The organism is Acinetobacter sp. 1207_04, from assembly GCF_052850415.1.
In genome coordinates, this window is the sequence record NZ_VXCQ01000002.1 from 1 (window position 1) to 13,086 (window position 13,086).

Here is a 13,086-nt window from a genome sequence, read left to right on the forward strand (position 1 = left end):
ATTCTGTAATGCAGACTTCTTCCATGCATCGGCATACCATTTTATGGACATAGCAACCAAGCTATTCACGCCAATCTTTGTGATGAGTCGTGTAACAGGTTGGGCTGCACATGTCATGGAGCAACGTGCAGACAATCGTATTATTCGTCCAAGTGCGGATTATACGGGTTATGAACTTCGTAAAGTATTGCCGATTGAAGAGCGTGAAGCTGCTTAATCATATATTAGTTTCATGCATCAGTTTATAAATGCATGATGTAAAAGATAAAAATGCCCAATCTAATGATTGGGCATTTTTAATTCTATTTTTTTCCGCTGTATAGATTTCTTTGAACGAAATGGATGAATTCACTACAGATGCGATATAGCGATCATTTCAGCAAAACGGTATGATGAAGATACTGAAATGTGGAATAACACTATGAACATCGTTGCAGATGAAAATCTCGCATTTACTGAATATTTTTTTGCCGAATTTGGAGAAATTAACAATCAAGCAGGGCGTACAATTACACATGAAGATGTAAAAAATGCAGATGCTTTATTGGTGCGTTCAGTGACGAAGGTGAATCAGCAACTGATTGAAAATACAAAACTAAAATTTGTCGGTAGTGCAACCATTGGCACAGATCATTTAGATATTAACACATTGGAACAACAGGGAATTGCATGGTCAAATGCAGCTGGTTGCAATGCGCAAGCGGTTTCTGAATATGTCATTACTGCTTTATTGCACATTGATGCTCAATTTTTAGATTTGGGTAAACAATTTACTTTAGGTATTATTGGTTTAGGGAATGTCGGTTCACGTTTGGCATATATGGCACAACTTTTAGGTTGGAATGTGATTGGTTATGATCCATTTGTAAAAAATTTAAATATTCAACAGGTTGAGCTAGATACATTATTAAAGCAAGCTAATGCCATTACTACGCATGTACCACTGACCCAAACAGGTGAGCATCCAACCTATCATTTAATCAATGCAGAAACTTTGGCAATGATGAAACCTGAAACCATTTTAATTAATTCAGCACGCGGTGCAGTGGTTGAAGAAGCGGCTTTAATTGCAGATATTTTAAAAAATCAGCGTAGAGTAGTGCTTGATGTTTTTGAGCATGAGCCAGAAATTTCAGAAGAATTATTAAAAATTATTACGCTTGTTACGCCACACATTGCTGGTTATAGCCTAGAAGGTAAAGCTCGTGGTACACAGATGATTTATGATGCATTTTGCAAAACATTTGATTTTAGCGCGCATAAAAAATTTGAAACGAAGTTACCTGCCTGTGAACAATATTTTTATGGCAATAACATTAAACAAACCCTGAAAAAATATTTATCAACCATTTATGACATTGCCCGCGATGATGCCAATTTAAGAGCAACATTAAAAGATGGCAAAGTGGATCAAAAAGCTTTTGATTATTTACGAAAAACCTATCCTTTACGTCGTGAATGGGCTGCACATGGTGGGCCAAAAGCATGAATGATTCTCGTATCAAATATCAGCCAACGTGTGACCTCAACGCCTTAAAAGCCCGTGCCAAAATGTATGCACAATTGCGTCAGTTTTTTTCTGAACGTAATGTGTTGGAGGTTGAGACTCCTGTACTTTCGCAAGCTGGCGTCACTGATATACATTTGGCTTCTGTACAGGCATTGCGTCATATCGGTGGTCGAAAACAAACGCATTATTTACAGACTTCACCTGAGTTTGCCATGAAGCGATTATTGGCGAATGGCAGTGGGGCGATTTATCAGATTTGTAAGGTATTTCGTGATGATGAACATGGACGTAAGCACAATAGTGAATTTACCATGTTGGAATGGTATCGCCCTGAGTTTTCATTGAAAGATTTAATGCTTGAAGTGACCGATTTGCTCAATGTCGTTTTAGCACAACGTTTCGGAGAAGTTCGTCCGACCATTTATAGCTACAAACATGCTTTTATGGATCGTTTGGATCTCAATCCGCTCAAGGCGACTTTGCAGGAATTGAAAAATGCCTGTCACCGTGTTGGTTTAAATCTAGATTTGGGCAATGATCGTTTGGGTTATATTGACCTGTTGTTCTCTCACATGGTTGAACCGAGTTTAGGTTTTGATACGCCTGTATTTTTAACCGATTTTCCACCTGAAATGGCTTCTCTTGCCAAAACACGTATTGATGCAGATGGTGAGTTGGTTGCAGCTCGTTTTGAGTTATATATTGAAGGTTTAGAGCTTGCCAATGCTTATGATGAATTGATTGATGCCAATGTGTTGCGTAGTCGTTTTGAAGACGATAATGCAGAGCGTGAAAAGTTAGGTTTACATGTGATGCCAATTGACGAGTATTTACTCGCAGCTTTGCCGAATATGCCTGAGTGTTCAGGAATTGCTTTGGGAATAGACCGCTTGTTGATGGTGGTACAAAATCAGATGAAGTTAGAAAAAGTCATCAGTTTCCCTGCTGAGGTGTCGTAATTTATAAACGATAAATAGATGAAAATGGGATTTAATATAATTTTTCTTTTCTGTAAGGAACAAAAGTTCTCCACAAAAAGATGTATAGATAGCGATGCTTAACTAAATAAGGTTTATTGGTACTTATCCAAAAATATTATTTTTAATTGTAAAATGGATCAAAATAAACTAAACAAATCCGATATGGTTTCATATCGGATTTGTTGTAGATGACAAGTCAATTTTTCGATATAAGCATTTAATTTTAAATAAAAATATTTTTCATAAGTGCCATTATATAGAATGATTACGTTACATTTGTATCAAGACCAACCTTGTTGACGATTACGTACGTAAGGCAGAAGTGAAGCCAATGCCAATATTGCCAATACTGCACCAATCCATAAGCCTGAACGTAAGCCATAACCATTTGTAATTGCTAAACCACCTATATAGGAACCTCCACCTAAGCCAATGTTAATCACTGAGGTATGTACTGCATTGACCATAGGACCCGGATGCGCAACACTGACAATTCTTGCCATCATTGCAGGATTCATTGGAACACCAGATAATCCAATCAAAATTATTGCAATGATTGCTACAGTTTTATATTCGGCAAATATTGCAAAGGCAAACAAAGATATACTTAATACGGTTAGTCCAATCAGCATAATTTTAAGGCTATGGTCATGTGCTAAGCGACCTGTGATCATATTCCCTACAATGTTTGAGAAACCAAATGCCATTAAAATAAATGGAACGACTTGCATACTAAATCCAGTGATATCGACCAAAACAGGAACGAAATAACTAAAAGCTGCAAAGCTAGCACCTAAAATTAGGCAACTTGTTGCACAAGCTTTCCAATACGCTTTATTTTTAAAGGCTTTGATCTCTTCTTCCATTCTAAGTTGCCCACCGCCTGATACTTCAGGTAAAAGACGTACTAGAGCAATCAAACAAATGAATACCAATACTGCGACTAAACCAAAGGTAATACGCCAGCCCCATTGTTGATCAATCATTGTCGCAAGAGGGACTCCAAACACATTGGAAATCATAAAGCCGCCAATAACAATGGCTGCTGCTCGAGGTTTATTATGGTTTGGAACCATCGCCATGCTTATGGCAAGAGAAAGACTCAGACAGCCTGCGCATAAGACACCCGTGACAAAACGGATTACAATTAAAATAGCATGGCTAGAGTTGAAAGCGCTTAAACCTTGGATCACAACATAAAGTATGAAAAGAATTAGCAAAACTTTTCGATATTGGACTTTATATTTTAGAAAAAAGTAGGTGAGTACAGGCCCGCCGAACATGACACCAAAGGCATAATATGAAATTAAATGTCCAACGTCACCTACGCTGATTCCAAAGGCTTGGGATAAAGTGGCGGTCATACCTGCGACCATCAATTCGGCTGTACCAATTGAAAAAATTGCTAGACCTAATATATATACTGCTAACGGCATTTTGTTAATACATTCCTATTTCTTTAACGATCATTACAAAAATAAAAAGTTTAATTACTTTCGCAGTGATGACGCAGTTAGAGGTTGGCTAAGAGACCATTAACGACATCTTCTAGAAAGCTTTTATCTGAAATATTTTTGTTTAGTACACGCAAACCGTAGTATCCAGCTAAAAAGCCTCTTGCCATTTCAAGAGCTGAGGCTTTTGTACTGAATTCCCCATTTGCTTGTCCTTCGACAAATACCGTGAGGAGAGAATTCTCTAGGCGTTGTCGATATTCTAGATTCAGGCTTGAAACAACCTGATCTTTATCTCCCATCTCTAAAGCAGAGAATAAGACCATGGCTTCATGCTGTTCTGATTGTGAAAGATCCTCAGCAATCCCCCAAAGTAAAAGGGATCGTAATCGTTCTTTGAACAGTCCTGACTGTGTGAGAATGGATAATTGTGCTGCCATGGTTTTTTCATGGCTACGTAGCAAAGCTTGTTCATATAAAGCTTGTTTGCTACCAAAGGCGTTATATAAACTTCCTCGCCCTAATCCAGTAACATCACATAAATTTTGCGCAGAAGTACCTGCATAGCCATTACTACTAAAGACAGTTATAGCGGCATCAATGATTTCTTTATCTTCAAACTGTCTAGGACGGCCTGGATAATTAGATTTGTCATCACTCATGGATGATCCTGAGTGGGAGTGAACTGAGAGGAATACTAAATATTATGGAACGACTTGTCAAATATTAAATCAAAAAAATAATTGCTAGTTCATGGATTGTCTAAAATTAATGCTATACTCCTTCTGGAAAATTAAATAAATGAATTAAATCAATATTTTATAATAAGTTGTGAAGAATATTATATTAGATACTTAATAGTTTAGAAATTTTTATTAAAGAAAACAACATCCATATTTAAAAAATTAGATCTGAAAGTTGTACTGAATCCTAACTTCTTTAGAAGATTATGAGCTGGTAAGTTTTGTTCTTCAGAAAAGGCTATTACATTTTTAAAGCCTCTATTTTTCATATTTTCTATTAATTTAGAGGCAGCTTCAACGATGTACCCTTGACCTCGTTCACTTTTGATTAATCTGAATCCTAATTCGGCTTGATCTCTTCCATCTAAAGTACATATTTCAAAACCACAGTAACCAATAATCTTAGTTGTATTTTTGGAGATAATAGCCATTTTTCCAAATCCGTATTTTTCATAATGCTCTAAAATTTCATAAAAACGGTTTGTAGCATCTTTAACATTTAATGAACCATTAGGTGAAAAAGCCATAAAGTCCTCATCTTGAAATAGTAAGATAGCTTCATTTAAATTTTCTTTAGAAAATGGTCTTAAAGATAAATTTTTGGTCTCAAATGTGCTCATCTTTTCAATTCACCTAAAATTATCATAATAAAACTTATACGGAAGAGATGGAATAAATTAATTAATTTCAATGTGTTATGGGAAATAAAATAGCTGGTCTTAAAAAATGGAAGTTTTTAAGTAAATTTTTATGATTGCATGAAAACCACGATCAAGAAGTTCCTGAAAATTGTAAATGCTTTATATTAGCTGAAGAGCTATTAAAATCTGCTAGCTCTTCGAGCGTTCCCGCTATTTCTGAGTAGGATTTTTAAACCACTTGATCAGGCTGAGTATAATTTTGCTTAAAGTCAGAAATCGCTTCAATTCGCTTTTGAATGAGCATTTCACCAATATCAGGACCTTTTACATCCGCAGGTAAGTCAGAAGCCTTAATGTTACGAACCTTATGCATCACATCCAACAAATACTGCGCTTGCGGATAAGCACGATCTTCTAAACCTAATCGACCTTTAGCATCACACTCACAGGCTTGAAGGAAAGCTTCAACACGTTCAGGGCGACGCAGCACATCTAAACGCTGTAACAAGCGCCAAACAGTACCTGCTTTTAAGGTAAATGCTTGATGACACTTTAAATGTTCCTTACACACAGCAAGTGCAAGTTGCTTAGTATTGGTTGGTACACGTAAACGATCACAGACTTGAGTGACAGGTGCGATACCACGTTCTTCATGCATAATATGACGAGGCAATTCATCGACTGGCGTCAGGGCTTTACCTAAATCATGTACCAAAACGGCAAAACGAACATCCAATGAATAGTGAGCTTTACAAGCTTGTCGTAAAGACATCATGGTATGAATCCCACAATCAATTTCAGGATGATATTCAGGACGTTGCGGCACACCATACAAAGCATCAATTTCAGGAAAGAGGATTTTTAAAGCACCACATTCACGTAATACTTCAAAATAAACATCAGCATGATCTTCCATAAGTGCACGAGAAGTTTCTTTCCAAACTCGCTCAGGTGTCAATGCATTGAGTTCACCCGATTCAGTCAATTGACACATTAAAACTAGAGTTTCATCGGCGACAGTAAAACCATACTGTGCATAACGAGCTGCAAAACGAGCCACACGTAAAACACGTAAAGGGTCTTCGGCAAAAGCAGGAGAAACATGGCGTAAAATTTTGTTGGCTAAATCTTGTTGTCCACCATAAGGGTCATAAACTGTACCCTCGTCATCCATAGCCATCGCATTGATGGTTAAGTCACGACGAATCAGGTCATCTTCAAGGGTAACAGAAGGGTCGGTATAAAATTCAAAGCCATGATAACCATGCCCAGACTTACGTTCAGTACGGGCAAGTGCATATTCTTCTTTTGTTTTAGGATGTAAAAACACAGGGAAATCTTTACCCACAGGTTGGTAACCTTGAGCAATCAGTTGTTCAGGTGTTGCACCGACAACCACATAATCTTTTTCGTGATAGGGATGCCCTAACAAACGATCTCGGACAGCACCACCGACTAAATAAACACGCATGAAAAAACCTCTATTCTTAATGCCATCATGCAACAGAATAGAGGTTTTCTCAAGTGACTCGATGTGAATTCAAGTCACAAAGTGAATACCAATTACAGAGCGTCTTTTTCAGCTTCCTGAATTTCAGCAACAGTAAGTGCAGTCATATTCACTAAACGACGAGTTGTTGCCGTTGGTGTTAAAATATGAACAGGTTTCGCTGCACCCAATAAAATTGGACCAATGGTGACATTGTTGCCTGAAGTTGCTTTTAACAAGTTGAATGAAATGTTTGCAGCATCCAAGTTTGGCATAATCAACAAGTTTGCAGAACCCTTGAAGCGTGAGTTCGGGAATGCAAAATGACGAATATTTTCATCAAGTGCAGCATCAGCATGCATTTCACCCTCAACTTCAAGCTCAGGTGCAATTTCAGTCAAGATTTCAAACACTTTACGCATTTTTTGTGCGCTCGCATCGTTTTGATCTGAACCAAAGCTCGAGTGAGAAAGGAGTGCAACACGAGGTGTCATACCAAAACGGCGCACTTCTTCAGCCGCTAATATGGTCATTTCAGCCAATTGTTCAGCCGTTGGATTACGGTTGATATATGTGTCTGCAATAAACAAATTACGATCTTCAAGCATCAATGCATTGAGAGTAAAGAAGTTATTACGACCTTCTTTTAAACCAATGACATTTTGTACGAAATCTAAATGAATATCATAGCTTGAGTAAGTACCGCAAAGCATACCGTCCGCTTTACCAAATTTGACCAACATTGCAGCAATGAGCGTAGAGCGACGGCGTGATTCACGTTGTGCATACTCAGGTGTAACCCCTTTACGCTGCATAATGCTGTGGTAGTCGGCTGCAAACTCTTCATAATCAGGATTTTTTTCCTGATCAACGATCGTGATATTTTCACCATTTTCAAGGCGTAAACCAAGCTTTTTGATGTTTGCTTCAATCACTGAAGTACGACCGACAAGAATTGGATGCGCTAGACCTTCATCAACGGCAATTTGTACAGCACGAAGTACACGTAAATCTTCGCCTTCTGCGTAAGCGATACGCTTAGGATCAGATTTAGCTTGTGCAAAAATCGGTTTCATCATAAGTGCTGAGTTATAAACAAACTCAGAAAGACGTTGACGATATGCTGAGAAATCTTGAATTGGACGGCTTGCAACACCTGAATCCATTGCCGCTTGTGCAACAGCAGGCGCAATTTCCAAAATCAAACGCTGATCAAGTGGACGTGGAATAAGATAATCACGACCAAATGATGCAGATTTTTCACCATAAGATGCGGCATCTGCTTCAACGTGTGCCATACGTGCAATTGCATGTACACATGCAATCTTCATTTCTTCGTTAATGGTGGTTGCACCAACGTCCAAAGCACCACGGAAAATATATGGGAAACAAAGTGCGTTATTCACTTGGTTCGGATAGTCTGAACGACCTGTTGCCATGATCACATCATTACGAACTTCGTGTGCATGTTCAGGTAAAATTTCTGGATCTGGGTTGGCAAGGGCAAAGATAATAGGATCTTTCGCCATGACTTTAACCATTTCTTTGGTTAAAATACCTGCGGCAGAAAGACCTAAGAACATATCTGCATCTGCAATAACATCAGCAAGTTGAGTGCCTTCAATGTCTTGTACATAACGTTTTTTAGAGTCGTCTAGACCTTCACGTTTTGTTGTCAGTAGACCTCGTGAGTCCGCAACAATAATGTTTTCTTTTTTCGCACCAATCGCACAAAGCAAGTCTAGGCAAGACAGTGCCGCAGCACCTGCGCCTGAAGCAACGATTTTAATTTCGTCAATTTTTTTGCCATTTAATTGCAACGCATTCAGTAGAGCAGATCCAACGATAATGGATGTACCGTGCTGATCATCGTGGAACACAGGGATATTCATACGTTCACGAAGTTTTTGTTCAATATAAAAGCATTCTGGTGCTTTAATGTCTTCTAAGTTGATACCACCAAAAGTAGGTTCGAGTGCAGCAACAATATCGACAATTTTGTCTGGATCATTTTCGTCAATTTCAATGTCAAATACATCAACACCAGCGAATTTTTTAAATAAAACGCCTTTGCCTTCCATCACAGGTTTAGAAGCAAGAGGACCAATATTCCCTAGGCCCAATACAGCAGTACCATTAGTGATCACGGCAACTAAGTTACCACGTGCTGTATAAAGTGCTGCCTTAGATGGGTCTTTTTCAATTTCAAGACATGGTGCAGCAACACCTGGTGAGTACGCTAAAGCTAAATCGTGTTGATTAACAAGCTGTTTGCTTGGCGTAACACTGATTTTTCCTGGCGTAGGAAATTCATGATAATAAAGGGCTTGTTGCTTTAATGATTGATCGTCCATCTGAATCTCTATTGTTACAATGTTCCAGCGAGGCTGGCAGTTTTGGCTAAATTCAACCGAATATAACACTTGTTGAGCAATACGGACAGTCATTCAGCCCGTTTTTTAGGCTAACTTAGACTTAAAAAGTTATTTTTAAGAGAAATTAGCAATCAGCTCATTTTGTTCAAGATACTGTGTACTTTGAGTGGCAGTCAGTGGTTTTGAGTAATAAAAACCTTGGAAAATATAACAACCACGATTTTTTAAAAACTCAATTTGTTCAATAGTTTCGACACCTTCAGCCACCAACATCATGCCAATGGTTTGTCCTAAAACAATTATGGCATTTACAATGGCTTCATCTTTTTCTTTCCCAATACGGCTAATAAAAGCTTTATCAATTTTTAAAGTATCAATAGGGTAGTTGGTAAGGTAAGCGAGGGAAGAGTAGCCTGTGCCAAAGTCATCTAATGAAATTGAAATTTTTCGCTCTTTAATTTGTTTTAATAATTCAATGACATGATCGGATTTATCGAGTAATGATGATTCAGTCAATTCAACTTCAAGCATCTCACCCGAAAGTTGATTACTTTCAAGTGCATGATCAATATCATTTAGTAAATGACCTCGGTGAATTTGTTGCGCCACAATGTTGACCGAAACACGAATGTAATCAAAACCTGCATTTTGCCATTTTTTCAGTTGTTTACAGGTTTCGAATAGTACAAATTGTCCAATTTCATTAATTAAACTCGTTTCTTCTGCAAGGGGAATAAACATATCTGGACGGACTAATCCGAGTTCAGGATGTTGCCATCGAACCAATGCCTCAAAACCAAAAATTCGATTGGTCTTAATACATACTTTGGGCTGATAATAGACCATAAATTCTTTATTTTTAATGGCTTTTCTTAGCTCACTTTCAAGGTTTACTCCATGATTAAGCAGTTGTCCCGATTTATTGGCATAAAAATGTATGGTATTGCCCCCAACATTTTTCGCTTCTGACAGTGCAAGCTCAGCGTGGCTATTTAGGCTATCAATTTGACGACCATGTTCAGGGTAAAGTGCAACTCCAATAGAAATGGAAATTGTTTGTTCTTTTTTTAAAATAGTAAAAGGTAATTGGAAGGCATCTAAGATGATTTTTGCACGTTTCTGAATAGAAAAATTATTCTGATTGAGATTGTAAATAATCGCAAAATCATCATTGTTTAAATAGGAAATTAGCAGCGCATCTGAGCATGATTGACGTAGGCGTTCAGATACTTGTTTTAGCAGTTCATCGCCTGCATCATTACTTAAAGACTCATTGAATGATCTGAAACGGTCAATATTAATGCGAATAAGTGCAAAGTATTTTAAAGCCTGATTTTTACTCGTAACATAATGATGTAATTGCTGATTGAAATAAAAGCGATTTGGTAAATCTGTCAGTAAATCAAAGTTTTCCAAATAGGAAAGTCGTTGCTCACGTTCAATACGTTCAGTTAAATCGGTAATAATACCAACATAATTGATGACTTTATTTTTATCATCTTTAATGGCATTAATATGCACCCAAAGGGTCAGTTTTTTACCCGAAATAAATTGCTCAGTGATTTCAATTTCATGTTCGCCTTTGGTAATGAGTTGTTTCGCAAACTCAGTATGTCTCTGATAGTCTATAGGCTCATCATGAATGGTGACATCAAAAAGGTGCTTTCCAATGATTTCATTGAGCTTGAAACCTAAGAGTTGTTCAAAATAAGGATTCACATCGAGGTAACATAAATTATTATCGAGGACAAATACACCTTCAGCAACCTGATCAAAAACATTGGTCGCTAAGCGAATTTGTTCTTGATCTTTCTTTTCTTTTTGTACATCACGATGTATTCCAACCATGCGAAGTGGTTTGTGATTGGTTGGATGTCTTGCAATTACTTTGCCAATATCTTGAATCCATGTCCACTCATCATTATGTTTTATACGATAAGTTGCTTCAAAACGTTCTGTACGACCACGTAAATGTTGACGCATATTTTGACGGTAATATCCAAAATCATCAGGATGAATATTTAATTCGGTCATGATTGTCGATGGGAGTGTCTGGCTAAAATTATTTACGAATTTATTTTTGGATAAAGAAAAAACTCGTTTTTCAATATTCCATAGCCAAGAATTTATACCCGCTGTTTCATGAGCAAAATCTAAGTTTGCCTGATGATCTTCAAGATGATCATTAATCTGTTTAATGTCGTGTGTACGTTCTTTAACTTTTTGTTCAAGCAATTGATTGTTAATTTGTAGTTCTTGTTTCACAGTTTTTGTGATTGTGACTTCTGCTTGTAATTGTTGCTGTAATTGTTGTGCTTCTTCTAAATGTTTTTGTGATTGGTTAAATAGCTCAATATTTTTAATATTCATACTATCAAGTTTTTGATGATTTTTATGAGAAATAAAGGCGCCCATAAAAATCATGACAAACCAAATATCTTGCATTAATAGATATTGTATTGGAATTGATTTAGGAAACAATAATTCAATACAAAATGCAGGAAGAATGGAGGGGAGATAGATCCAAAGAAAGTAGCGAAAACGTTGTGTGAGATAAATAATTCCCATGATATATACCATGCTCAGCATGGTATTTGCCATAATCATAAGGTGTAAAATGGTTTGGTTATCACTTTTAATCACAAGATAATGGTGAATGAGATATACCCCCACTCCAATTACACAACCAGTCAATAAACAATACAGTTGATTTAAGGCATCAAGATTGAGCGGGTTTAAACTTGAACGGGATATACCATGATGAATGTTGAACCAAGCAATCCCTGCAATTAAACAAAGGGCTAAAAACCAATACTTTAACGTGATTGGACCATGAGTAAAGTTTAATTGAAAAAGATTTAAGGTAAAAAAACCAATAAATACAACCCATATAAAAAAAACTCTTACATGATGGCTGACACTTTTAATTTGTGATGCATACGAACTCGGAGAAAGAGGCTCGCCTTGAACTTCAATCATATGCATTACACCTATCGCTGTATTAATTTAATATATTGGAAGTATGATTGAACAATATTTTCAATATAAAGCCACGTTGAATCAATGATTAAATTTATTCTTTTCATCAATATTACGTTACTTTTGTTAGGCTTAAAAATCAATATAATTCTAACTAATTAACATTTTTTATGTAAATGTTGATTTAGGTAAAGTTTATGAGTGTAAGTGCGACTACGGGTGCGGTTTCTGTGCGTAAAATCCGATCACCAATACACCAACTCATAAAGCCTGTCTCGTTGGCCATATTGATTTCAGTTTCACTCAATCCGCCTTCAGGACCAATCAGTACAGCAAGTGATGAGCCTGTATTTTGTAAGACATTTTGTTGATTTTTATTGGGTGCTAGGACAAGACGGCTTTCAGGTAAATCACTTTGTAGCCATGCCTCTAATGAGATTGGTGCTAAAATTTCAGGTACACGGTTCATACCACATTGTTCACAAGCAGCAATAGCAATACCTTGCCAATGTTCAATTTTCTTTTGGTCACGATCGTATTTAAGGCGCATTTCACAACGTTCAGAGGTTAAAAGTTGAATTTTTACAACACCCAATTCTACAGCCTTTTGAATAGCGTAATCCATCCGATCACCTTTGCTCATGACCTGTCCGAGCAGAGTGCTTTTGGACGGAGTACGATTATCAGCATTAAAAGCATCAACAAAAACCTGTGCAGATTTTTTATTGATTTCTGACAATGTCACATAATATTCACCACCTTGTCCATTGAACAAGGTGGCTGTTTCACCCAATTTAGCACGTAAGACTTTAACCCAATGATGAAATACTGTTTCAGTCAGTTCAACCGTAGTATTTACTGCTAAATCAGTTTCAATATAAAAACGAGGCATTCAGGCTTACTCTTTTAAATGTA

The 13,086-nt window shown here is 37.1% G+C and carries 10 protein-coding genes; 3 read left to right on the forward strand and 7 right to left on the reverse strand.

Going from position 1 to position 13,086, the window contains the following annotated elements:
- The 3 genes from FW754_RS01895 to epmA all read left to right on the forward strand — a co-directional run.
- A partial coding sequence (locus FW754_RS01895) for a citrate/2-methylcitrate synthase (RefSeq protein WP_446323702.1) occupies positions 1-217 on the forward strand: 217 nt, incomplete at its 5' end.
- Between the two features lie 204 nt (positions 218-421).
- Entirely contained in the window at positions 422-1,489 is a 1,068-nt protein-coding gene (locus FW754_RS01900) for a 4-phosphoerythronate dehydrogenase (RefSeq protein ID WP_409511856.1), read from the forward strand.
- Positions 1,486-2,469, forward strand: coding sequence for an EF-P lysine aminoacylase EpmA (gene epmA / locus FW754_RS01905; protein WP_446323703.1), 984 nt, complete (start codon positions 1,486-1,488; stop codon positions 2,467-2,469). Before FW754_RS01900 ends, epmA begins: the two co-directional genes overlap by 4 nt.
- A 302-nt stretch (positions 2,470-2,771) precedes the next feature.
- Here the strand turns inward: epmA and FW754_RS01910 are convergent, their stop codons facing one another.
- From FW754_RS01910 to FW754_RS01940, 7 genes are all read right to left on the reverse strand, one after another.
- The gene (locus tag FW754_RS01910; RefSeq protein WP_446323704.1) at positions 2,772-3,926 is read right to left on the reverse strand and encodes an MFS transporter; all 1,155 of its coding nucleotides are present in this window, start codon (positions 3,924-3,926) and stop codon (positions 2,772-2,774) included.
- Positions 3,927-4,003: 77 nt separating this feature from the next.
- Positions 4,004-4,606 carry a TetR/AcrR family transcriptional regulator gene (locus FW754_RS01915; RefSeq protein ID WP_409511859.1) on the reverse strand — a complete coding sequence of 201 codons (603 nt, stop codon included), beginning with the start codon at positions 4,604-4,606 and terminating at the stop codon, positions 4,004-4,006.
- Positions 4,607-4,806: 200 nt separating this feature from the next.
- Positions 4,807-5,307, reverse strand: coding sequence for a GNAT family N-acetyltransferase (locus FW754_RS01920; RefSeq protein ID WP_409511860.1), 501 nt, complete (start codon positions 5,305-5,307; stop codon positions 4,807-4,809).
- Positions 5,308-5,557: 250 nt separating this feature from the next.
- Complete coding sequence (locus FW754_RS01925) at positions 5,558-6,799, reverse strand: multifunctional CCA addition/repair protein (RefSeq protein ID WP_446323705.1); 1,242 nt, start codon at positions 6,797-6,799, stop codon at positions 5,558-5,560.
- A 92-nt stretch (positions 6,800-6,891) separates the two neighbouring features.
- Complete coding sequence (locus FW754_RS01930) at positions 6,892-9,171, reverse strand: NADP-dependent malic enzyme (protein ID WP_409511938.1); 2,280 nt, start codon at positions 9,169-9,171, stop codon at positions 6,892-6,894.
- 135 nt (positions 9,172-9,306) lie between these two features.
- A complete protein-coding gene (locus tag FW754_RS01935; protein WP_409511862.1) occupies positions 9,307-12,171 on the reverse strand; it encodes a sensor domain-containing protein in 2,865 nt (954 codons plus the stop codon).
- Positions 12,172-12,355: 184 nt separating this feature from the next.
- On the reverse strand, positions 12,356-13,063 hold the full coding sequence (locus FW754_RS01940; RefSeq protein WP_409511863.1) for a 16S rRNA (uracil(1498)-N(3))-methyltransferase: 708 nt from the start codon (positions 13,061-13,063) through the stop codon (positions 12,356-12,358).
- Between the last annotated feature and the right edge of the window lie 23 nt (positions 13,064-13,086).